This window comes from Aquabacterium humicola, assembly GCF_030167915.1.
In the GTDB taxonomy this organism is placed as follows: Bacteria; Pseudomonadota; Gammaproteobacteria; order Burkholderiales; family Burkholderiaceae_C; genus Pseudaquabacterium; species Pseudaquabacterium humicola.
In genome coordinates, this window is record NZ_JARGNB010000002.1 from 1 (window position 1) to 21,894 (window position 21,894).

Annotated in this window: 17 protein-coding genes; 11 read left to right on the plus strand and 6 right to left on the minus strand. The window is 72.1% G+C overall.

Annotated elements, in window-relative coordinates; all coding sequences use genetic code 11:
- On the plus strand, window positions 1-2,655 hold a 2,655-nt coding region (locus P1K89_RS10260), incomplete at its 5' end, for a zinc-dependent metalloprotease (protein ID WP_284616354.1).
- A 127-nt stretch (window positions 2,656-2,782) separates the two neighbouring features.
- Here the strand turns inward: P1K89_RS10260 and P1K89_RS10265 are convergent.
- Complete coding sequence (locus P1K89_RS10265) at window positions 2,783-4,324, minus strand: outer membrane protein assembly factor BamB family protein (RefSeq protein WP_284616355.1); 1,542 nt, start codon at window positions 4,322-4,324, stop codon at window positions 2,783-2,785.
- 332 nt (window positions 4,325-4,656) lie between these two features.
- Here P1K89_RS10265 and P1K89_RS10270 point away from each other — a divergent pair, with 332 nt between their 5' ends.
- Together P1K89_RS10270 and P1K89_RS10275 are read left to right on the plus strand one after the other, a co-directional pair.
- Window positions 4,657-5,769, plus strand: a complete 1,113-nt coding sequence (locus P1K89_RS10270) for a sensor histidine kinase (RefSeq protein WP_284616356.1) — start codon at window positions 4,657-4,659, stop codon at window positions 5,767-5,769.
- Window positions 5,766-6,569: a LytR/AlgR family response regulator transcription factor gene (locus P1K89_RS10275; RefSeq protein WP_284616357.1), complete on the plus strand. Its 804-nt coding sequence runs from the start codon at window positions 5,766-5,768 to the stop codon at window positions 6,567-6,569. Before P1K89_RS10270 ends, P1K89_RS10275 begins: the two co-directional genes overlap by 4 nt.
- Window positions 6,570-6,620: 51 nt before the next feature.
- On the opposite strand, the gene P1K89_RS10280 is transcribed toward P1K89_RS10275, so the two are convergent.
- Window positions 6,621-7,595 (minus strand): ROK family protein, encoded by a 975-nt coding sequence (locus P1K89_RS10280; protein ID WP_284616358.1) that lies wholly within the window; start codon window positions 7,593-7,595, stop codon window positions 6,621-6,623.
- A gap of 137 nt (window positions 7,596-7,732) precedes the next feature.
- Here P1K89_RS10280 and P1K89_RS10285 point away from each other — a divergent pair, with 137 nt between their 5' ends.
- From P1K89_RS10285 to P1K89_RS10295, 3 genes are all read left to right on the plus strand, one after another.
- Complete coding sequence (locus tag P1K89_RS10285; RefSeq protein WP_284616359.1) at window positions 7,733-9,532, plus strand: methyl-accepting chemotaxis protein; 1,800 nt, start codon at window positions 7,733-7,735, stop codon at window positions 9,530-9,532.
- A gap of 58 nt (window positions 9,533-9,590) precedes the next feature.
- On the plus strand, window positions 9,591-11,123 hold the full coding sequence (locus P1K89_RS10290; protein WP_439897986.1) for a methyl-accepting chemotaxis protein: 1,533 nt from the start codon (window positions 9,591-9,593) through the stop codon (window positions 11,121-11,123).
- 67 nt (window positions 11,124-11,190) lie between these two features.
- Window positions 11,191-12,732, plus strand: coding sequence for a methyl-accepting chemotaxis protein (locus tag P1K89_RS10295; RefSeq protein WP_284616361.1), 1,542 nt, complete (start codon window positions 11,191-11,193; stop codon window positions 12,730-12,732).
- A 77-nt stretch (window positions 12,733-12,809) separates the two neighbouring features.
- Here the strand turns inward: P1K89_RS10295 and P1K89_RS10300 are convergent, their stop codons facing one another.
- Entirely contained in the window at window positions 12,810-14,621 is a 1,812-nt protein-coding gene (locus tag P1K89_RS10300; protein ID WP_284616362.1) for an aminopeptidase P family protein, read from the minus strand.
- Window positions 14,622-14,704: 83 nt separating this feature from the next.
- On the minus strand, window positions 14,705-16,108 hold the full coding sequence (locus P1K89_RS10305) for an NAD(P)/FAD-dependent oxidoreductase (protein ID WP_284616363.1): 1,404 nt from the start codon (window positions 16,106-16,108) through the stop codon (window positions 14,705-14,707).
- 105 nt (window positions 16,109-16,213) lie between these two features.
- Here P1K89_RS10305 and P1K89_RS10310 point away from each other — a divergent pair, with 105 nt between their 5' ends.
- Both P1K89_RS10310 and P1K89_RS10315 read left to right on the plus strand, forming a co-directional pair.
- A complete protein-coding gene (locus tag P1K89_RS10310; protein ID WP_284616364.1) occupies window positions 16,214-16,897 on the plus strand; it encodes a response regulator transcription factor in 684 nt (227 codons plus the stop codon).
- A 131-nt stretch (window positions 16,898-17,028) separates the two neighbouring features.
- A complete protein-coding gene (locus P1K89_RS10315; RefSeq protein ID WP_284616365.1) occupies window positions 17,029-18,273 on the plus strand; it encodes an ATP-binding protein in 1,245 nt (414 codons plus the stop codon).
- Window position 18,274: 1 nt separating this feature from the next.
- Here the strand turns inward: P1K89_RS10315 and pdxR are convergent, their stop codons facing one another.
- Complete coding sequence (pdxR, locus tag P1K89_RS10320) at window positions 18,275-19,705, minus strand: MocR-like pyridoxine biosynthesis transcription factor PdxR (RefSeq protein WP_284616366.1); 1,431 nt, start codon at window positions 19,703-19,705, stop codon at window positions 18,275-18,277.
- 79 nt (window positions 19,706-19,784) lie between these two features.
- On the opposite strand from pdxR, the gene P1K89_RS10325 reads away from it, so the two are divergent.
- Genes P1K89_RS10325 through P1K89_RS10335 form a run of 3 tightly spaced genes read left to right on the plus strand, consistent with a single transcriptional unit; the run spans window position 19,785 to window position 21,360 of the window.
- Window positions 19,785-20,255: an OsmC family protein gene (locus P1K89_RS10325; RefSeq protein ID WP_284616367.1), complete on the plus strand. Its 471-nt coding sequence runs from the start codon at window positions 19,785-19,787 to the stop codon at window positions 20,253-20,255.
- A gap of 11 nt (window positions 20,256-20,266) precedes the next feature.
- Window positions 20,267-20,908: an FMN-binding negative transcriptional regulator gene (locus P1K89_RS10330; protein ID WP_284616368.1), complete on the plus strand. Its 642-nt coding sequence runs from the start codon at window positions 20,267-20,269 to the stop codon at window positions 20,906-20,908.
- Window positions 20,905-21,360, plus strand: coding sequence for a GNAT family N-acetyltransferase (locus tag P1K89_RS10335; protein WP_284616369.1), 456 nt, complete (start codon window positions 20,905-20,907; stop codon window positions 21,358-21,360). Before P1K89_RS10330 ends, P1K89_RS10335 begins: the two co-directional genes overlap by 4 nt.
- Window positions 21,361-21,435: 75 nt before the next feature.
- Here P1K89_RS10335 and P1K89_RS10340 read toward each other — a convergent pair whose 3' ends face one another.
- On the minus strand, window positions 21,436-21,654 hold the full coding sequence (locus P1K89_RS10340) for a hypothetical protein (RefSeq protein WP_284616370.1): 219 nt from the start codon (window positions 21,652-21,654) through the stop codon (window positions 21,436-21,438).
- Window positions 21,655-21,894: the final 240 nt, after the last annotated feature.

Here is a 21,894-nt window from a genome sequence, read left to right on the forward strand (position 1 = left end):
GCCTCGAGCCCGTTCGCCGCCCGGCCCCCGGGCGCCGCGGCCGCGGCCTCGGCCCCGGCGGCCGCGCCGACGCCCGGCCAGCCGCCGGCGTTTGCGACCGTCGTGCGGGACGCGCAGCGCATCGACGATGGGCTGTTCACCGTCTGGCGCAAGGACGAGCGGGTGTGGTTCGAGCTGAAGCCCACGGACTTCGACAAGCCCTTCTTCCTGTCGCCCAAGCTCGCCAGCGGCATCGGCGAAGCGCAGGTCTTCGGCGGCATGATGGCGCGGCCGCAGGTGGTCGAGTTCCATCGCCTGTACAACCTGGTGCAGCTGCGCGCGCTGAACACCGCCTACATCGCGAAGCCGTCGACGCCCGAGGCGCGCGCGATCGCCGCCGCCTATTCACCCAGCCTGCTGGCCGCTGCCCCGGTGGCCAGCCTGCCGCATCCCTCGCGCGGCACGGTGCTGGTCGATGCCAGCAGCCTGTTCGTCGGCGACCTGCTGCAGGTGGCGCCGCAGCTGCAGCGCAGCTTCCGCCAGGCCTATGGCTTCGATGCCCGCAACTCGGCGGTCACCGCGGTGCGCGCCAAGCCCGACATGCTGGTGCTCGAGGTCACCGGCCACTTCGCGACGGCAGCGATCGCGGTGCCGACGCCCGGCGCACCGCCGACGGCGCCCTTGCCGACGATCCCGCGCACGCTGCCCGATGCGCGCAGCCTGTTCGTCAAGCTGCACTACTCGATCGCGAAGCTGCCGGAGCAGGTGATGGCGGCGCGGCCGGCCGACCCGCGCATCGGCCACTTCGTGCACCTGCAGCACGACTTCGGCGACGACCTCGCGCGCACGCCGAAGCTGCGCCACGTCGCGCGCTGGCGGCTCGAGAAGAAGGACTCGGCGGCGCCGCTGTCCGAGCCGGTCAAGCCGATCACCTACTGGATCGACCGCAGCGTGCCGCTGAAGTACCGGGGCGCGATCACCGAGGGCATCCTCGAGTGGAACAAGGCCTTCGAGCGCATCGGCTTCAAGGACGCGGTGGTCGTCAAGGTGCAGCCCGACGACGCCGACTTCGACACGCTCGATTACGGCATTGCGTCGGTGCGCTGGATGGTCAACGCCAGCCCGGCGTTCGGTGCGATCGGCCCGCGCCATGTCGACCCGCGCTCGGGCGAGATCCTCGATGCCGACATCGCGTTCGAGAGCCTGTCCTCGCGCAACGTGCGCAGCTACCGCTCGCGCATCTTCGGCGGCGATCCGGCCGCCGCGCAGGCCGCATGGGCCGAGCTGCTGCAGGTGGCGCAGCCGGCCGCGGCGATGCAGGCGGCGCAGGGCCATGCCCATGACGCCACCTGCCAGCATGCGGCGCTCGGGGCCGAGCAGCTGGCCTACGGCCTCGACGTGCTGGCCGCGCAGGGCGAGATCGAGCCCGACAGTCCCGAGGCCGAGGCCTTCGTGCTCGCCTACCTGAAGGACACGACGATGCACGAGGTCGGCCACACGCTCGGGCTGCGCCACAACTTCCGCGCGTCGCGCATCTACACCGAGCAGCAGCTGGCCGATCCGGAGTTCACCCGCAGCCATGCGCTGACCGGGTCGGTGATGGAGTACCCGGCGATCAACCTGCCGCGGCCCGGCGAACGCCGCCCGGCGCCGTTCCAGGCCACGCTGGGGCCCTACGACTACTGGGCGGTCGAGTACGCCTACAAGCCCCTGGCGCCGGCCGACGAGGCCGCGGAGCTCAAGCGCATCGCGGCGCGCAGCGCCGAGCCCGAGCTCGCCTTCGGCACCGACGAGGACAACTTCTTCGGCATCGATCCCGACTCGCTGCAGATGGACCTCGGCCGCGACCCGCTGGCCTTCGCGCGCAAGCGCTTCGAGATCGCGCAGGACCTGTTCGCGCGGCAGGAGCGGCGCCGGCTGTCGCCGGACCAGGACTACGGCGTGCTGCGCCGCGGGCTGCGTTTCGCGGTGCTGGATGCCGGCCGCGCCGCCGGCACGGTGCTGCGCCAGGTCGGCGGCATGCGCACCCTGCGCGACTTTCCGAACAGCGGCCGCGACCCGCTGCAGCCGGTGCCGCCGGCCGAGCAGCGCGCGGCGATGGCGCTGCTGTCCAAGCATGTGCTGGCGGCCGACAGCCTGGTCGTCTCGCCGGCGCTGCAGCGGCGGCTGGCGCCCGACTACCTCGAGCGCGGCGACGCGGTGCTGTTCGGCGAGGAAGACGTGCCGACCGATTACCCGATCGCCCAGGCGCTGCACGAGATGCGGCGCGCGGTGCTGACGCAGCTGATGAGCGACCAGCTCGCCACGCGCCTGCTCGACAGCGAGGCCAAGGCGGCGCAGCCTGAGCAGGCCTTCCGCCTCGCCGAGCTGTACCGCCAGCTCGAGGCCGACGTCTGGAGCGAGCTCGGTGCGAAGGCCGGTGACATCCCGCCGGCGCGGCGCGAGCTGCAGCGCGAGCACCTGAACCGGGTGGCCACCGCGCTGCTGCGGCCCGGTGCCGGCCAGCGCGCCGATGCCCGCGCGCTGTGGCGCACGCAGGCGGCCGGGCTGCTGCCGCGGCTGGAAGCGGCCGCGAAGCGGCCCGGGCTGAGCGATGCCGCCCGGCTGCACCTGAAGGACAGCGCGGACACGCTGCGCGCCGCGCTGGCGGCGCCGCTGCAGCGCGCGGGGGTCTGAGCGGCCGAGAGGCCGAGAGGCCGAGAGGCCGAGAGGCCGAGAGGCCGAGAGGCCGAGAGGCCGGGAGGCCGGGAGGCTTCGGCCCGGTCGGGATCGCCGGGCCGGGCCGAAGCCCGGCCGACCGCGGTCAGTTCGGCAGGCCGAACGCGTAGAGCTTCTTGTTCGGCATGCCGAAGCCCAGGTTCGAGTAACCCGAGCCCCAGAACACCATGCCGCCGGAAATCGCCGCACCGGACAGGCAGGAGCCGCCGCTCGGGAAGCTCCACAGGATGGCGCCGGTGGCCGCATTCAGCGCGTACATGTGGCCGGCGGCGTCGAGCGAACAGCCGTAGACCACGCCATTGGCGCTGGACACCGGGCCCGACGGCCCGCCGCCGAAGCCGGCACCGAGCCGCGGGTCGGCGGTCTGCCACAGGATCTGGCCGGTGGCCGCATCGAGCGCGCTCCAGCCGCCGTGCGTCGTCGACGCGCCGCCCAGGGGCGTCCAGGGAATCGCGTTGCTGTTCGGGTTCTGGGTGTAGACCCGCTTGCCGTCGACCGCCGAGCCCCATTGCAGACCGCCGGCGGTGCCGCCGGGGCCGGTCTGCGTGACCCAGACGACGGCGCCGGTGTCCGGATTCAGCGCCCAGTACTGCCCGCTCTTCTGACCGGCGCCGACGAGCTCCAGCGGCTTGCCCTGGCCGTCGCGTGCCTTGAACAGCGCCGGGGCCTGGCCGAAATCGAAGTCCGGGCCGGCGGGGCTGGGGCAGAGGTCGCCATCGCCGAAGAACGGGATGCAGTCGACCGTCCAGGCGTCGTAGGGAATCGCGCGCGTCGCCCAGCGCACGGCGCCGGTCTTCAGGTCCAGCGCGAGCACGCTGTCGAAATGGTCGTTCGCCGGCAGGCAGGCGGCCTTGGCCACCGGATCGCTGCCCGCCGCGGCGACGCAGTCGAGCACCGACTGCGGCACCGAGTAGTTGTTGCCCGTGGCGACGTAGACCTGTCCGCGCTTGACGTCGATGGCCGGCGAGCTGCCCCAGATCGCGTTGCCCGTGTAGCCGGCCGGCGACGCCGGCACCGTGTAGGTCTTCCACAGGACCTGCCCGGTGGCCAGGTTCAGCGCCAGCATGCTGCCGCGGAAGGACAGCTGGTAGCCCGGCACGAAGGCGGCCAGCGCTTCCTCCTGCGACGCCACGCCGACGTAGACCCGCCCGTCGTGCACCGTCGCCGCCTGCGTGATGATCGCCGCCGGATGGGCCTCGGCCTGCGTATTCCACAGCAGCGCACCGGTCAGCTTGTCCAGGGCCAGCACGCGGCCGCCGGGACCGCCGCCGAAGAGGATCGCGCCCTGGGTGCCGACGATCACCTTGCCGTCGGCGATGGCCGGCGTCGCGCGCGCCTTGTCGCCGGCCACGCCGGTCAGCGCCGGCAGGTGCACGCTCCAGCGCAGCTGCCCGGTGCGGCGATCCACCGCGTAGAGGTAACCGGCCCAGTCGGGCACGTAGACGGTGTCGCCATCGACCGCCGGTGTGGCCGACACGTCGCCGGCGGTGGTGAACGACCACTTGACCGCGAGGCTGCCCACGTTGGCCGGGCCGATCCGGTTCTCCGAGGCCTGGTGGCGCGTATTCTCGCGGTCGCCGCCGGAGAAATTCCATTGCTGGCCTTCGCTGGCCCCGGCCGGGGGCACGCACGCTGCAAACCAGCAGGCGGCCAAACCGACGACTCGCGTGAGCTCGACGGACCTCGAACGCAACTTCATCATGGTTCCTCTCGCAAGCACTGATGGCCTGCCGTCGGACCATGTGACGCCTCAAGTAACAATTTGCGAACCGGGGCTACTACCGATGCCGCCGCGCCGGGCCGGTTCGAACTAGGGGGTGGGCCGGCGCGGCGCCCCCGATGCAGTCCGCACCGGTGCGCACGCGGCCCTCCGCTCACGCCCCGCCGTTCGTCGTTCGTCGCACCGACCCGCCCGGCGCATTGGACCGGACGCGCCGGCCGGTTATCGTGCCGGCCACGATGGATTCGACCTCTGCTTCTTCGATCACGCCTGCACCCGGCGGCTGGGCCGCGGCGCTGCGCAGCTTGAGCGCCGGCAAGGTCGGCTGGGCGCTGGGCCTGGCCTTCCTGGTCGCCGCGGCGCTGAACCCGATCTTCGCGCCGCCGTTCCCGGTGCTGCTGGGCCGCACGATCTTCGTCGCGCTGGTGCTGCTGCTGACCTTCACGCTGGCCGGCAACCTGCAGCACAAGTACCTGCCGCGCTGGCTGGCGCAGACGCTGGCCGTGGTGCTCGCGGCGCCGCTGGCGACGCTGCTGGTCTACCTCGTCGCCACCGGCGGCGACTTCTCGGCGATCGTCAGTCATCCCGGCCGCGTCGCCGGCTTCATGTGGATCGCCGGCTGTGCGCTGTTCATCGGCCTGGTGCTGGCCACCGCCGCGATGGTGCGCGAGCGCGAGGCGCTGGCACGCTCGATGCAGCTGCAGTTCGAGCTCGAGCGCGCGAAGCTGGAGAAGCAGGCGCTCGACGCGCGCCTGGCGCTGCTGACGGCGCAGATCGAGCCGCACTTCCTGTTCAACACGCTGGCCAACGTGCAGGCGCTGGTCGAGACCGGTTCGCCGCGCGCGGCCCAGGTGCTGAAGAGCCTGATCGCCTACCTGCGCGCGGCGCTGCCGAAGCTGCACGAGCCCGGCGGCCTGCCGGCGCTGGCCAACGAGCTGCAGCTGGTGCGCGCCTACCTCGAGCTGATGCACCTGCGCATGCCGGACCGCCTGCAGTTCGCGGTCGACGTGCCGGCCGAGCTGCATGCCGAGCGCTTTCCGACGATGGCCCTGCTGACGCTGGTGGAGAACGCCGTGCGCCACGGCGTGGACCCGAGCGAGGAGGGCGGCCGCATCGACGTCGGCGGCCGTCGCGAGCCGGAGGGCGGCTGGCGGCTGTGGGTCGCCGACAGCGGCGTCGGGCTGGCCGAGAACGCCGCGCCCGGCACCGGCCTCGCGAACCTGCGCGCGCGCCTGCAGGGCGTGTTCGGCGCCGGCGCGACACTCGAGCTGAGCGAACAACCCCCCCACGGCGTGCGCGCCGAGATCATCATTCCGGCTGCGGCCGATGCCGCGCCGAAAGCCCGCTCATGACCGTGATCACCGCCCTCATCGCCGACGACGAACCGCTGCTGCGCGACCACCTGCAGGCCCACCTCGGCCGCTTGTGGCCCGAGCTGCAGATCGTCGGCCAGGCGCGCAACGGCCGCGAGGCGGTCGAGCTGTTCGAGCGCGAGCAGCCGCAGATCGTCTTCCTCGACGTGCACATGCCCGGCATGAACGGCATCGAGGCCGCGCGCGCGATCGCCCGCCGCGCGATGACCGTCTTCGTCACCGCCTACGAGCAGTACGCGGTGCAGGCCTTCGAGCAGGGCGCGATCGACTACCTGATCAAGCCCTTCGACGAAACACGGCTGACCGACACCATCGGCCGCCTGAAGGAGCGCCTGCGCGCCGGTGCCGTGCCCGCGGCGGCGGTCGGTGCCGACGGCGACGAGGCCGGCGACCGCCTCGAGTCGGTGCTCGACCGCCTCGCGGCCCAGCTGCGCCACCAGGCCAGCGGCAAGCCGTGGCTGCAGTGGATCAAGGCGTCTGTCGGCAACGCCGTGCGGCTGATCCCGGTCGAGCAGATCGCCTACCTGCGCTCGGACGAGAAGTACACGCTGGTGGTCTGGGAAGGCGGCGAGGCGCTGATCCGCAAGCCCATCCGCGAGCTCGTCGACGAGATGGACCCCGAGCAGTTCGTGCAGGTGCACCGCTCGGTGATCGTCAACCTGCGCCACGTCGCGCAGGTCACCCGCGGCGCCAACGAGACCGCCGACGTGCACCTGAAGGGCCGCACCGAGACGCTGCCGGTCAGCCGCAGCTACCTGCACCTGTTCCGGCAGATGTGAGGGTGGTCGCTGGCGCAGCCGCGGTCCGTTCGCCGATCGGCAAGCCCCGGCTCACGGCGCGCGCCACAGCCAGGCCGCCCCGCGCACGCCCGATGAGTCGCCGTGCAGCGCCGGCCGCACACGGGTGCGCAGCGGCGCACCGCTGCCGGCGCTGAACACCCACGGCCGGCAGCGTGCCGGCAGCTCGTCGTAGACCCGCGCGATGCGCGACAGCCCGCCGCCGAGCACGATCACGTCGGGGTCGAGCAGGTTGATCACCTGTGCCAGCGCACGCCCGAGGCGGTCCAGCCAGCGGTCGATGCTCGCGATGCAGGCCGGATCGCCGGCCGCCGCGGCCACGGCGATCTGCGCCGCAGTGAGCGCCTGCCCACCATGCCGCCGATGGTCGGCGGCGATGGCCGGGCCGCTGACCAGCGTCTCGATGCAGCCGGCCTGGCCGCAATAACAGGCGGGCCGCGGCTCGTCGGCCGGCGCCCAGGGCAGCGGGTTGTGGCCCCACTCGCCCGCCAGGCCGTTCGGCCCCTGCAGCACGCGGCCGTGCACCGCGATGCCGGCGCCGGTGCCGGTGCCGAGGATCGCGGCGAAGACGACGTCGGCGCCCGCGCCCGCGCCGTCGGTGGCTTCGGACAGCGCCAGGCAGTTCGCGTCGTTCGCCAGGCGCACCGGCAGGCCGAGTCTCACCGACAGGTCCGCCGCCAGCGGTCGGCCGTTCAGGCAGGTGGTGTTGGCGTTCTTGATCAGGCCGTCGGCGCCGGTGCTGCCCGGCGTGCCCAGGCCGACCGTGGCCCCGGCACCGGCCGGCAACTGTGCCCGCGCCTGGTCGACCAGCCCGGCGATGGCGTCCAGCAGCGCGCCGTAGTCCGACGATGGCGACGGAATGCGGTGCCGCCAGCATTCCGTACCGGTCGGATCCAGCAGCACCGCCTCGATCTTGGTGCCGCCCAGGTCGACGCCGATCGCGGCGCCGGTGATACCGGCGCCGGGGGTCGGTGAAGCATCGGCATGTGGGGAGGAGTTGGCGGGCATCAGGGTTCAGGAGCCCCTCAGCGGGGTCCGGAAAGCTTAACTGGCTGTAAAGCCGGCCGATATTCCAGCGATCAGGCTGGACGCCGGATTTCCAGAATCCGATCCGTCCTGCTGTCTGTTCATTCAGGAGACATCCCATGCTGTCAAGAATCTCCGCTTCCATCGGTCGCCGCCTGGCCTTCGGCTTCGGCGCGCTGATCGTGCTGCTGGTCCTCGTCGCCGGCTTCGCCGCCATGACGACGCAGCGGCTGGGCGAACAAGTGCGCCAGATCGTCGAGGTCAACAACGAACGCTCGGCGACGGCCTACCGCATGCTCGACGGCATGAACGCGATGGCCATCCAGGCGCGTTCGATCACGCTGCTGACCGACGCGAAGGAAATCGAGGCCGAGCTCAAGCTCTTCGAGAAGTCGAGGGGCGAGTACCTGAAGCAGGAGAAAGCGCTGGTCGCGCTGATGGCCGATGCCGACGCCGCGCCGAAGAAGCTGACGGAAGAGATCACGCAGGCGGCCGCAAAGACGATTCCGCTGATCGCGCATGCCGCCAAGCAGGGCCAGGAAGGCGCGAACATCGACGCGACGATGACGCTGACGCTGCAGGTGCGGCCGGCCGAGATCGTGTGGCGCAAGAAGGTCGACGAGCTGATCACGCTGCAGGCCAAGCAGAATGCAGAGAGCGCGACCGCCGCCACCGTCGGCACGCGTCGCGCGGTGATCATCGAAGCGGTGCTGGTCGCCGCGGCGATCGCCATCGGCGTGATCGTCGCCTGGCGCATCACGCGCGGCATCAAGCTGCCGATCGAACGCGCGGTGCGCGTGGCCGAGCGCATTGCCGAAGGCGACCTCGGCAGCAACGTCGAGCACAACGACAGCAAGGACGAGATCGGCCGCCTGCTGCACGCGATCGCCGCGATGCAGGCCCGCCTGCGCAGCCTGGTCGGCGAGATCCGGCAGACCGCGGATTCGATCCAGGTCGCCAGTGCCGAAGTGGCCACCGGCAACCAGGACCTCAGCGCCCGCACCGAGCAGGCCGCCAGCAACCTGCAGCAGACCGCCAGTTCGATGGAACAGCTGACCGGCACTGTGCGCCAGAGCGCCGACGCCGCGTCGCAGGCCAACCAGCTCGCCGCGTCGGCCGCCTCGGTGGCGCAGCGGGGCGGCCAGGTCGTCAGCCAGGTGGTGACGACGATGGACGCGATCAACGCCAGCTCGAAGAAGATCGCCGACATCATCGGCACGATCGACGGCATCGCGTTCCAGACCAACATCCTGGCGCTGAACGCCGCGGTCGAGGCCGCGCGCGCCGGCGAACAGGGCCGCGGCTTCGCGGTGGTGGCCGGCGAAGTGCGCTCCCTGGCGCAGCGCAGCGCGGAGGCCGCGCGCGAGATCAAGGCGCTGATCGGCAACTCGGTCGACAAGGTCGAGACCGGCAGCCGGCTCGTCACCGACGCGGGCACGACGATGAACGAGATCGTCGCCAGCGTGCAGCGCGTGACCGACATCATCGGCGAGATCACCGCCGCATCGGCCGAGCAGAGCTCGGGCCTGGGCCAGATCAACGGCGCGGTGACGCAGCTCGACCAGATGACGCAGCAGAACGCGGCGCTGGTGGAAGAGTCCGCTGCGGCGGCCGAGAGCCTGCGCGAGCAGGCCGGCCGCCTGGCCTCGCTGGTGGCGACCTTCAACCTGGGCGACAGCGCACACGCTTCCGCGAAACCGGCCAGCGTGGCGGTGACGGTGGCCGCGACCGCCGCGCCGACCGCCGTACAGACCCCCAAGCCGGCCGCCGCCCCCGCGGTCAAGAAGCCGGCCCCGAGCGTCGCCCCCAAGGCGGCGGCCCCTGGCAAGCCCGAGACGACGGTGGCGCCCGCTGCGCCGGCCAAGGTTCCCGCACCGGCCGCGACAGCGCCGGCCGGTGACGACTGGGAATCCTTCTGATCGGAGTCTCGCCGTGAAACTGCTCAACCGCTTTTCGATCCGCGCCCGCTTCAACGTCATGATCGGCATCGTCACCGCCTCGCTGGTGGTGACGGCGGCGGTCAACGCGCTCAGCGACCGCGCCAACCGCCAGGACGCGCAGCAGGTGTTCGAACAATCGAACGCCGCGCTGCTGGACGCCGGCGAGATGCGTGAATCGATGGCCCAGATGCGCCGCCTCGAGGCGAGCATCATGGCCGTCGGCGCGACCAACGCGATCGAGGTCGAGCGGCTGGGCAAGGAATGGGAAGCGGCGGTGAAGGCTTCGAAGGCCGTCGCCGAGCGCATCGCGAAGGGCGAATCGGCCACCGACGAGGTGCGCACGATGATCGCCAACCACGGCAAGCTGCTGGGCGAATACGCCGCGGTGATCCAGCCGCTGGCCGCGCAGCTCAAGGGTGCGCAGATCGACGGCGCCGTCGCGCTGGCCTATGCGGCCAAGGCCGAGGGCACCGTGAAGGCGATGGTCGCCAACGTCGATGCGCTGACCAAGGCGCAGATGGTGCGCGTGGAATCCGTGCGCAAGCATGCCGAGCAGCGCGCGACGATCGCCGATGCGGTCAAGCTGGCGCTGATGGGCATGACGCTGGCGCTGTTCCTGCCGCTGGCCTGGCTGACCTCGCGCGCGGTGTGCAAGCCGCTGGACCGCGTGGTGCGCGTCGCCGAGCGCATCGCCGAAGGCGACCTCGGCAGCAGCGTCGAGCAGGGTGGCCACGACGAGATCGGCCGCCTGCTGCAGGCCATCGCCGGCATGCAGGACCGCCTGCGCGTGCTGGTCGGCGAGATCCGCCAGACCGCCGATTCGATCCAGGTGGCCAGCACCGAGGTGGCCACCGGCAACCACGACCTGAGCCAGCGCACCGAGCAGGCGGCATCGAACCTGCAGCAGACCGCCAGCTCGATGGAGCAGCTGACCGGCACCGTGCGCCAGAGCGCCGACGCCGCGTCGCAGGCCAACCAGCTCGCGGCCTCCGCCGCCGAAGTGGCACAGCGCGGCGGCCAGGTCGTCTCGCAGGTCGTGACGACGATGGACGCGATCAATGCCAGCTCGAAGAAGATCGCCGACATCATCGGCACCATCGATGGCATTGCCTTCCAGACCAACATCCTGGCGCTGAATGCCGCGGTGGAAGCCGCGCGGGCCGGCGAGCAGGGCCGCGGCTTCGCGGTGGTGGCCGGCGAAGTGCGCTCGCTGGCGCAGCGTTCGGCCGAAGCCGCGCGCGAGATCAAGGCGCTGATCGGCAACTCGGTCGACAAGGTCGAGACCGGCAGCCGCCTGGTGAGCGATGCCGGCACGACGATGAACGAGATCGTCGCCAGCGTGCAGCGCGTGACCGACATCATCGGCGAGATCACCGCCGCGTCGGCCGAGCAGAGCTCGGGCCTCGGCCAGATCAACGGCGCGGTGACGCAGCTCGACCAGATGACGCAGCAGAACGCGGCGCTGGTGGAAGAGTCCGCCGCCGCGGCGGAGAGCCTGCGCGAGCAAGCCGGCCGCCTGGCCGGGCTGGTGGCCACCTTCCGCCTGAAGGGCGAGGCGCAGGCCGCCTGAAGTCTTCCACCCGAGGCGCAGGCCGCCTGACGTCCGAAATCGACGTCCACTGCAAGAGGAGTACAGCGTGGCACTCAACCTTTCGATCGTCGGCCGCCTTCGGGTGATGGCCGGCCTCATCACCGTGGCCGTGCTTTCGGTCGCGGCCTATACCGGATATGCCTACTACGACGCCTCGGTCGACCAGCGGCTGAGCACCACGCGGGCCGTCGTCGGCCAGTCGCAGGCCATCGCGCAGAAGTACCACGACGAGGAGAAGGCCGGCAAGCTGTCGGCCGACGACGCCCGCAAGAAGGCGATCGCCGAGATCATGGCGATCCGCTACGAGGGCAAGGAATACGTCTGGATCAACGACATGGCGCCGAAGATGGTGGCGCACCCGATCAAGCCGGAGATGAACGGCCAGGACCTCGGCGAGTACAAGGACCCGAACGGCAAGCGGCTGTTCGTCGAGTTCGTCGAGACGGTCAAGAAGGACGGCTCGGGCCATGTCGACTACCTGTGGCCGAAGCCGGGCAGCAAGGACCCGGAGCCCAAGCGTTCGTACGTCGCCACCTTCCAGCCCTGGGGCTGGGTGGTCGGCTCGGGCGTCTACATCGACGAGGTGCGTGCAGCCGCCGTGCGTTTCGCGGCCGTCAACCTGGCCGTCGGCCTGGTGCTGTCGGTGGGCGTGTTCGCCTTCGTGCAGGTGCTCGCCGGCTCGCTGAAGCGCCGGCTCGCGCTGGTCGAGCAGGGGCTGCAGGCGATCGCCGCCGGCAACCTGGCGGTGCACATCGATGCCGGCCGCGACGACGAGATCGGCCGCCTGATCGGCACCGTGCAGCGCACCCGCGACGGCCTGAGCCGCATGGTGACGCAGGTGCGCCAGTCGGCCGAGAGCATCCAGGTGGCGAGCAGCGAAGTGGCCACCGGCAATGCCGACCTCAGCCAGCGCACCGAGCAGACCGCGGGCAACCTGCAGAAAGCCGCGAGCTCGATGGAACAGCTCACGGCCACCGTCGGCCAGACCGCCGAATCGGCGCGCACCGCGAACCAGCTGGCGAGCTCCGCCGCCGAGGTCGCCCAGCGCGGCGGCCAGGTCGTCAGCCAGGTCGTCGCGACGATGGAAGAGATCAATACCAGCTCCAAGCGCATCGCCGACATCATCGGCACCATCGACGGCATCGCGTTCCAGACCAACATCCTGGCGCTGAACGCCGCGGTGGAAGCCGCGCGGGCCGGCGAGCAGGGCCGCGGCTTCGCGGTGGTGGCGGGTGAAGTGCGCTCGCTGGCGCAGCGTTCGGCCGAAGCCGCGCGCGAGATCAAGAGCCTGATCGGCTCCAGCGTCGAGAAGGTCGGCGAAGGCAGCCGCCTGGTCGGCGATGCCGGCAGCACGATGGGCGAGATCGTCGCCAGCGTGCAGCGGGTGTCCGACATCATCGGCGAGATCACCAACGCCACCCGCGAGCAGAGCCAGGGCCTGGGCCAGGTCAACGGCGCGGTGGTGCAGCTGGATCAGATGACGCAGCAGAACGCCGCGCTGGTCGAAGAGAGTGCCGCGGCCGCGGAAAGCCTGAAGGGCCAGGCCGAGAACCTGGCCGGCGTGGTGTCGACGTTCAGGCTCGCGTAAGCAGCAGGCGTCTTCCAACAACAACGCCCGGGCACCTTGCGGAGCTCCGGGCGTCGTTCATTCCGGGGAACGAGGCGTCAGATCGGCTGCGTGCGCTGTTCCAGCCAGGCCAGCGCGTCGCCGCTCACTTTCGGTGCCAGGCGCGCGCGCACCGTCGCGTGGTAGTGATTCAGCCAGGCGATCTCGTCGGCGCGCATCAGGCGCTTGTCGATGCAGCGCGTATCGATCGGGCACAGCGTCAGCGTCTCGAACTCGAGCATCTCGCCGAAGGCGCCGTTCTCGGGCGTCTCGGCCGGCACGTTCATCACCAGGTTCTCGATGCGCACGCCCCACTGGCCGGTGCGGTACAGGCCCGGCTCGTTCGACGTGATCATGCCCGGCTCCATCGCCATCGTCGCCTCGGGCACCGCCTTGCTGATGCTCTGCGGGCCTTCGTGCACGTTCAGGAAGTAGCCGACGCCGTGGCCGGTGCCGTGGCCGTAGTCGCAGCCTTCGGCCCACAGCGGCGCGCGGGCGATCGCATCGAGCATCGGGCTCAGCGTGCCGCGCGGGAAGCGCACGCGCGACAGCGCGATCATCGCCTTCAGCACCAGCGTGTAGTCGCGCTGCTGCGCGGCGCTGACGGTGCCGATCGGCCAGACGCGGGTGATGTCGGTGGTGCCGCCGAGGTACTGGCCGCCGGAGTCGATCAGCAGCAGGCCGCTGCCTTCGATCCACGCGTAGGCCTCGGGCAGCGCGCGGTAGTGCGGCAGCGCGCCGTTGGCGTTGAAGCCGGCGATGGTCGAGAAGCTCAGGCCCTTGAAGCCGGGCCGCTTCGCGCGCTCGGCGCTGAGCTTGTCGTCGATGGTCAGCTCGCTGATGCGCTCGCCGCGCGCCAGCGCGGCTTCGAACCAGGCGTAGAAGTGGCACATCGCGGCGCCATCCTCTTCCATCGCGGCGCGGATGAAGCCGGCTTCGGCCGCGCCCTTGCGGCTCTTGAACAGCGTGCTCGGGTTGATCGCCTCGACCACCCGCACGCCGGCCGCGACCTGTTCGCGGAAGCCCAGCGTGATGCGGCGCGGGTCGACCAGCAGCGTGCTGCCGGCCGGCAGCGCGGCCAGCGCGGCGGCGGCGCCGGCATAGTCGGCCAGCGCCAGGCCGTCGGCCTGCAGCTGCGCGGCCAGTTCGGCGGACACCTTGCCGGCGCCGACGTACAGCGTCGCGCGCGTCGCGTCGATCAGCAGGTGCGCGAGGAACACCGGGTTGTACTCGACGTCGGCGCCGCGCAGGTTGGTGATCCACGCGATGTCGTCGACCGTGGAGACGAAATGGTGGCTGGCGCCGTGGCGGGCCATCGCCTCGCGCACGCGGGCCAGGCGCGCCGCGCGCGGCTCGGTGGCTTCGGGTGCGGCGTGCGCGAAGATCGGCGCCACCGGCAGGCCGGCGCGGTCGGGCCAGACGTCAGCCAGCAGGTCGGCATCGGTGCGCAGCGTCACGCCGGCGGCGTCGAGCGCATTGCGCAGCAGCTGCGCCGTCGCCAGGCCCAGCACCTGTCCGTCGACCAGCACCTGGCCGCCGCGCGGCGTCTCGCGCGCCAGCCAGTCGATGTGGTGCAGCGCGGCGCCGGTGGGGATCTTGACCAGCACGATGCCGCTGCCCTGCAGTTCGCGCTCGGCCTGTTCCCAGTAGCGGCTGTCGGCGAAGAGGGCGGCCTTGTCCACGGTGACCACCAGCGTGCCCATCGAGCCGGTGAAGCCCGACAGCCACTCGCGGCCCTGCCAGCGGCCGGGCAGGTATTCGGACAGGTGCGGATCGGCCGAGGGCACGAGCAGGGCGTGGGCGCCGTGGCGGGCGAGGGCTTCGCGCACGCGTTCGACGCGTTCACGCACGGGGGAGAGGCGGGTGTCCATGGTCAGGCTCCACAAGGGCCGCGGGTGTCCGGGTGGGACGCCGGGCGAAGGTGCGCGTCAAGCGGCGGGCGAAGGGCGGAATTCTAGGCGGCGTGCTCGGGCGGCCGATCTGCGGGGATGCCCGCGGGCGTGAGCGGCGGCACGGTCCGCCGGGGCGCGGCGGCGGCGGCGTCGGCCGCCGCGCCGGCCGGCTGCGCGACGATGCGGGCATGGCGCGCGAACGTCCAGTAGCTCCAGGCCCAGTCGATCAGCACGACCAGCCGGTTGCGGAAGCCGATCAGGAAGTAGATGTGCGCGAACAGCCAGAACAGCCATGCCGGGTAGCCCGAGAAGCGCACGCGGCCGAGCAGCGGCGCCTCCAGCTGCACCACCGCGGCATTGCGGCCGAGCGTCGACAGCGAGCCGTAGTCGGCGTAGCGGAAGGGCTGCGGCGTCTCGCTGCGCAGGCGCCGACCGATGTTGGCGGCCGCCAGTCGGCCCATCTGCTTGGCCGCCGGGCTGACGCCGGGCACCGGCTTCGGTCCGGCCTTGGTCGGCGTGGTGACCGCCGCCAGGTCGCCGATCACCTGGATCTCCGGATGGCCGGCGAGCGAGAGGTCGGGCTGCACCAGCACGCGGCCGGCCCGGTCGAGCTGCGCGCCGGCGCTCGCCGCCAGCGCCTTGCCCAGCGGCGACGCAGCGACGCCCGCGGCCCACAGCACCGTGCGCGCGGGCAGGCGCTTGGCTTCGCCGCCTTCGCGGTAGTCGACCCCCTCGGCATCGATGCCGGTGACCTGGCAGCCGGTGTGCAGCTCGACGCCGAGCCGGCGCAACTGGTCGGCAGCGCTCGCGCTCAGGACCTCGTCGAAGGCCGACAGCACGCGCGGCCCGCCTTCCATCAGCACGATGCGTGCATGCCGCGAATCGATGCGGCGGAACTCGCCCGGTAGCGTGTGGCGCGCGATCTCGGCCAGCGCGCCGGCCAGCTCCACGCCGGTGGGGCCGGCGCCGATGATCACGAAGTTCAGGCAGGCAGCACGTTCGGCGTCGTCGGCAGTGCGCTCGGCCTGCTCGAAGGCGCCGATGATGCGGGCGCGGATCGCGAAGGCGTCGGCCAGGGTCTTCAGCCCCGGCGCGAACGCCGACCACTGGTCGTTGCCGAAGTAGCTGTGCGTGGCGCCGGCGGCGACGATCAGGTGGTCGTAGGCGACCGCGCTGCCGTCGTCGAGCTGCAGCGTCCTTTGCGCGGCATCGATGCCGGTGACTTCGGCCCGCAGGATGGTCAGCCGGCCGCGGCGCATCTGGCGCCGCAGGATGTGGCGGATCGGTCCGGCCACCGCGGGGGCCGCGACGTCGGCGGTGGCGACCTGGTAGAGCAGCGGCTGGAAGAGGTGGTGGTTGGTGCGGTCGATCAGGATCACTTCGGCCGCCTCGTTGCGCGCCAGCGCGCGCACCGCCTCCAGGCCACCGAATCCGCACCCGATCACGCAGACGCGGGTGGTTGTCATGGTGCGTCAGCATACGCTGGGCGCGCGGCGGCCGGCGGCACGGCCGGCCTTGCCCGCGTCCGATGCTCGCCTTTCGCCGGTTGTCCTTGCCCGTATGCTTCGAGCATGCGACTACTGCTCGTCGAAGACGACCGCATGATCGGCGACAGCCTGCGCCAGGCGCTGAAGCTGGAGGGCCATGCGGTGGACTGGGTCTACGACCTGGCGGCGGCGCGCACGTCGCTGGGCAGCGAACGTTTCGACCTCGTGCTGCTGGACCTCGGCCTGCCGCTCGCCGCCGGCGGCGCGCCGCAGCCGGCGAGCGGGCTGTCGCTGCTGAACGAGCTGCGTTCGCGCGGCGATGGCACGCCGGTGATCGTGCTGACCGCGCGCGACGCCACCAGCGACCGCGTCGCCGGCCTCGATGCCGGCGCCGACGACTACCTGGTCAAGCCGTTCGAGCTCGACGAGCTCGCCGCGCGCATGCGCGCCGTCGCGCGACGCCACGCCGGCCGCGCCGAGCCGGCGCTGGAGCACCGCGGCGTGAAGCTCGATCCGTCGACCCGCCGCGTGACGAAGGACGGCCACCCGGTGCTGCTGTCGGCGCGGGAATACGCGGTGCTCGAGGCGCTGATGCAGCGGCCCGGCGCGGTGCTGTCGCGTGCCCAGCTGGAGGACCGGCTCTACGGCTGGGGCGACGCGGTCGAGAGCAACGCGGTGTCGGTCTACGTGCACCAGCTGCGCAAAAAGTTGGGAGCCGAGTTCATCGGAAGCATGCGCGGCGTCGGCTACTTCCTCGACGTGTCGTGAGGCAGTCCAGCGCCGGGCCGTCCCAAGCTGGACGCGCCCCCTCGGGGGGCCGGCGCCGAGGGCGCCTGGGGGGCCACTTCACGCGGTCCCTTCGCGCGCGCCTGCTGCTGTCGCTGCTGGCGGCGCTGACCTTGTCGGCTGCGCTGACCGGCGTCATCGCCTACCGCAACGTGCTGGCCGAGACCGAGTCGCTGTTCGACTACCAGCTAAGGCAGATGGCGCTGTCGCTGCGCGACCAGGGCGAAGTCTCCGGCGGCGACGCGGCCGCGCTGCAGGACGAGGCGCTCGACTTCGTCGTGCAGATCTGGCACGTCGACGGGCGCACGGTCTACGCGACGCGACAGCACCGCGCGTTGCCGTCGCACACCAAGCTCGGCTTCGCCGACATCGAGGTCGACGGCCAGCCCTGGCGCAGCTTCGGCGTCACCGCCGGCGAACGGGTGATCCAGGTCGCGCAGCCGGTGCGCATCCGCCAGCGGCTGGCTGCCAACGCCGCGCTGCGCAGCGTGCTGCCGCTGGTCGCGGTGACGCCGCTGCTGGCGGCGGCGCTGTGGTGGCTGATCGCTCACTCGCTGCGGCCAGTGTCGCGGCTGGCCGGCGAGCTGCGCGGGCGCGCGGCCGACAGCCTGTCGCCGGTCGAGGCGACGGGACTGCCGGACGAGGTGGCGCCGCTGGTCGCGGCGCTCAACGGCCTTCTCGGCCGCCTGGCGCAGGCCTTCGACGGGCAGCGGGCCTTCGTCGCCGATGCGGCGCACGAGCTGCGTTCGCCGCTGACGGCGCTGAAGCTGCAGGCGCAGCTGGTGCGGCGCGCGCCCGACGAAGCCGCTCGCGCTGCGGCGCTGGATGCGCTGGTGGCCGGCGTCGACCGGGCGACGCGGCTGGTCGAGCAGTTGCTGACCCTGGCGCGGCAGGAGCAGCCGGGGCCCGCGCAGACGGTGGCGCTGGCGCCGGTCGCGCGCCAGGTGCTGGCGGACCTGGCGCCGCTGGTGCAGGCCCGCGGCAGCCGCCTGGCGCTCGAGGCCGACGAGCAGGCCGCGGTGCAGGGCGATGCGGCGGCGCTGGCGGTGCTGCTGCGCAACCTGGTCGACAACGCGTTGCGCTACACGCCCGCGGGCGGCGAGGTGCGCGTGGCCCTGCAGCGCGAGGGCGACCGCGTGCGCCTGCGCATCGACGACTCCGGCCCCGGCATTCCCGAAAGCGATCGCGAGCGCGTCTTCGAGCGCTTCGTGCGCGGCAGCGGCGCGGCCTCGGAGAGCGGCAGCGGCCTCGGCCTGGCGATCGTGCGCTCGATCGCCGAACGGCATCGCGCGGCGGTGCGGCTCGATGTCTCGCCGCTGGGCGGCCTGCGCATCGACGTCGACTTTCCGGCGGACTGAGTCACGCGGACAACAGGGGTCCCACCCGCCGCGCCGCATCGCGCAGCGCGGCCGCGTCGTAGCCCGCGTAGCCGAACAGCCAGCCGCGCCGCGGCGACTCGATCGCGTACGCCGACAGCGGCGCCAGCAGCACGCCGGCTTCGCGCGCACGGCCCGACAGCGCCGCGTCGCTGCGGCGGCCGCTCACTTCATGCGTCAGGTGCATGCCTTGCTCGCTGGGCGAGAGCTTGACGGCGCCGCGCGTCGATTTCGCCAGCGCGTCGATCAGCAGCGCCTGGCGCTGCGGGTACAGCTCGCGCATGCGGCGCAGGTGGCGCAGCAGGTGGCCGTCGAGGATGAAGCGCGCCAGCTGCAGCTGCAGCTCGCCGGGGCTGTGGCGGTCGCTCAGCGCCTTGGCGCTGGCGAAGGCCGGTGCCAGGCCCGGCGGCAGCACGATGAAACCCAGCCGCAGCCCCGGGTGCAGCGACTTCGAGAAGGTGCCGACGTAGAGCACGCGTTCGGCGCGCGCCAATCCCGCGAGCGGCGGGATGCGGTGCGCGCCGTACTGGAACTCGCCGTCGTAGTCATCCTCGACGATCCAGGCGTCGCGCGCGCGCGCCCACGCCAGCAGCGCGAGCCGGCGTTCCAGGCTCATGCGCACGCCGAGCGGGAACTGGTGCGTCGGCGTCACCACCGCCATGCGCGCGGCCGGCCAGTCGCGCGCGCCGGCGGCGATGTCCAGGCCGTCGGCATCCACCGCCACCGGCCGCGCCTTCGCGCCCTGGCCGATCAGGCAGGCGCGGATGCCGGGGTAACCGGGGTCCTCGACCAGCACCTCGTCGCCATCGTCGAGCAGCAGCCGGCCGATCAGGTCGATCGCCTGCTGCGACCCGGAGCACACCAGCACCTGCGCGGCCTCGCAGCGCAGGCCGCGCGAGAACAGCAGCCATTGCGCGATCGCCTCGCGCAGCACCGGCAGGCCCGCGGGGTCGAGGTACTGCGCGGTGGCGAAACGTTCGGCCGGCGTCAGCTGCCGCGCGAGGCGGTCCCACACCGCGTGCGGAAAGGCCGCGACCTCCGGCGCGCCGATGCGGAAGGGCGCCGCGGCCACCGCCGGGGGCCGCCAGCGCAACGCGGTGTCGGCGATCGCGCGGCCGCGCAGCGACAGCGCGTGGTCGTCGAGCACGCGCGCCGCGGCCGGCGTGCGCAGCGCCGCGAGGCTGGGGGCGACATAGCTGCCGTCGCCGACCCGCGCCTGCACGTAGCCTTCGGCGCGCAGCCGCTCCAGGGCCCACAACACCGTGTTGCGCGCGACGCCGAGCGCACGGGCGTGCTCGCGCGACGGCGGCAGCCGCGTGCCCGGCCCCAGCGTGCCCTGCTCGATCGCCTGGCGCAGCTGCTGGTAGACGCGCAGCCGCAGCGGCGCGGCCGGCGCATTGGTTCCATCGGCCATCGGGTATTGGCTCCTTCACCGCGAGCATATCGGTCTACGCTACAGGAACCAATTCAGCGATGGCCAACAACCCGCCACCATGAGCGACTACACCGCCCGCATCACCTGGCAGCGCCAGGACCAGCCCTTCGTCGACCGGCGTTACAGCCGCCGCCACCAGTGGGCCTTCGACGGCGGCGCCGTGGTGCCCGGCTCGTCGTCGCCGCATTCGGTGAAGGTGCCGTACTCCGACCCGGCGGCGGTCGACCCGGAGGAGGCCTTCGTCGCGTCGATCTCGAGCTGCCACATGCTGTGGTTCCTGGACTTCGCCGCGCAGGCCGGCTGGGTGGTCGACCACTACGACGACGATGCCGTCGGCGTGATGAGCCGCAATGCGCAGGGCCGGATGGCCATGACGCAGGTGACGCTGCGGCCGCAGGTGCGCTTCGCCGGCGAGCGCCGGCCGGATGACGCCGAACATGAGCGGCTGCACCACGCGGCGCACGATGCCTGCTATATCGCGCATTCGGTGAGCGCCCAGGTGCGCTGTGAACCGCGCCTCGTGGCCTGAAAGGACCCGCGATGTACCTGCAGAAGCATTTCGAAGAGGTGCGCACCGAGGTGCTGCACGAGCTGATCGCCGCGCATCCGCTGGGCCTGCTGGTGCGCCATGGACCCGGCGGACTGGTGGCCGACACCGTGCCGTGGCTGCTGGAGGCCGGGGACACGCCCGCCGGCACGCTGGTCGGCCACGTCGCGCGGGCGAACCCGTTGTGGAAGGAGCTGGCCACCGGCGACGAGGTGCTCGTCGTCTTTCAGGGCCCGCAGGCCTACGTCAGCCCGGGCTGGTACCCGTCGAAGGCCGAGCACGGCAAGGTGGTGCCGACCTGGAACTACGCGATGGTGCAGGCGCGTGGTCGCGTGACCATCCAGGACGACCGCGCGGCCGTGCTCGACATCGTGCAGCGCCTGAGCGCGAGGCATGAAGGGGGACGGGTGCGCCCGTGGTCGGTCGACGAGGCGCCGCCGGAGTTCATCGACACGCTGCTGCGCGCGATCGTCGGCGTGCGCATCACGATCGATGCGCTGGTCGGCAAGTTCAAGCTCAGCCAGAACCGCCCCGCGGCCGACCGCGCCGGCGTGCGCGACGGCCTGATCGCCGATGGCGGCGGCGAGCGCCGCGCGATGGTCGACTGGATGCAGCGGCTGGAGCCGCAGGCATGAGCGCCGGAAAGCTCGAGATCTCGCCGCTGGTCGCCGCCGACCGTGCCGGCTGGGAGCCGCTGGCCCGCGGCTACAAGGCCTTCTACAAGACGGCGCAGACGGACGCCGAGTACGACGCGACCTTCGCCCGGCTCGTCGAGGGCACGACCATCTGGGGCCTGGCGGCGCGCCGCGACGGCCGCATCCTCGGCATCGCGCACGCCTACTTCCATCCGACGGCCTGGAGCACCGACGCGTTGTACCTCCAGGACCTGTACGTCGACGAAGCCGCGCGCGGCCAGGGCATCGCCGCTGCATTGATCGAGGTGCTGGCGGCGAAGGCGCGCGCCGCGAAGGCCTCGCGCTTCCACTGGACGACGCACCACGAGAACGCGCGTGCACGCGCGCTGTACGACCGCGTCGCGCAGTGGCGGGGTTTCCTGCGCTACGACGTCGCGCTGGATCAGGCCTGAACCCCGGAAACGACAAGGCCCCGCGCTGCGGGGCCTGGGTCCGATGGGCGCTTGCCAGGCGCTGGCGTACGACGCTCAGGCGCGGCGCGACTTCTGGCCGACCACCACCACCTGCTGCACCGGCAGCTTCTGACCGACGATGACCACCTGCTGCACCGGCGCGCTGTCGGCCTGGGCCAGGTCGTGACTCGCGACGCTCGTATTGGCCAGTGCACCCATGCTGCCCAGCGAGGCCAGCGTGACCATCGCGGCGAGGCCGAAGGCGGTGGCTTGGGTGCTGATCTGCTTGAACATGGTGGGCTCCGGTGGGTTCGTTGGCTGCGTTGGAGTGAACTGTAGGCAGCGGCGCCGCGGCGCGACAGCGCCTTGCGACGAGGCGAGGGCTGCCGCGGATGAACTGCCGTGGAAGCCGATGGCCGGCTGCGACGCGCTCCGCGCCACGCGGCGTGGGCCCGGGGATGCCAGCGGCAGGTCTCGAAGCCTGCACCCTGTCGAAGAGGGACGGCTGTGGCCGTGCGTCTACCGTTCCGCCAC

Coding starts and splice junctions, on each gene's coding strand:
- P1K89_RS10310 (WP_284616364.1), top strand. CDS start 16,214: ATGCGACTACTGCTCGTCGAAGACGACCGCATGATCGGCGACAGCCTG.
- P1K89_RS10305 (WP_284616363.1), bottom strand. CDS start 16,108: ATGACAACCACCCGCGTCTGCGTGATCGGGTGCGGATTCGGTGGCCTG.
- P1K89_RS10275 (WP_284616357.1), top strand. CDS start 5,766: ATGACCGTGATCACCGCCCTCATCGCCGACGACGAACCGCTGCTGCGC.
- P1K89_RS10330 (WP_284616368.1), top strand. CDS start 20,267: ATGTACCTGCAGAAGCATTTCGAAGAGGTGCGCACCGAGGTGCTGCAC.
- P1K89_RS10270 (WP_284616356.1), top strand. CDS start 4,657: ATGGATTCGACCTCTGCTTCTTCGATCACGCCTGCACCCGGCGGCTGG.
- pdxR (WP_284616366.1), bottom strand. CDS start 19,705: ATGGCCGATGGAACCAATGCGCCGGCCGCGCCGCTGCGGCTGCGCGTC.
- P1K89_RS10335 (WP_284616369.1), top strand. CDS start 20,905: ATGAGCGCCGGAAAGCTCGAGATCTCGCCGCTGGTCGCCGCCGACCGT.
- P1K89_RS10285 (WP_284616359.1), top strand. CDS start 7,733: ATGCTGTCAAGAATCTCCGCTTCCATCGGTCGCCGCCTGGCCTTCGGC.
- P1K89_RS10280 (WP_284616358.1), bottom strand. CDS start 7,595: ATGCCCGCCAACTCCTCCCCACATGCCGATGCTTCACCGACCCCCGGC.
- P1K89_RS10325 (WP_284616367.1), top strand. CDS start 19,785: ATGAGCGACTACACCGCCCGCATCACCTGGCAGCGCCAGGACCAGCCC.
- P1K89_RS10340 (WP_284616370.1), bottom strand. CDS start 21,654: ATGTTCAAGCAGATCAGCACCCAAGCCACCGCCTTCGGCCTCGCCGCG.
- P1K89_RS10300 (WP_284616362.1), bottom strand. CDS start 14,621: ATGGACACCCGCCTCTCCCCCGTGCGTGAACGCGTCGAACGCGTGCGC.
- P1K89_RS10290 (WP_439897986.1), top strand. CDS start 9,591: ATGATCGGCATCGTCACCGCCTCGCTGGTGGTGACGGCGGCGGTCAAC.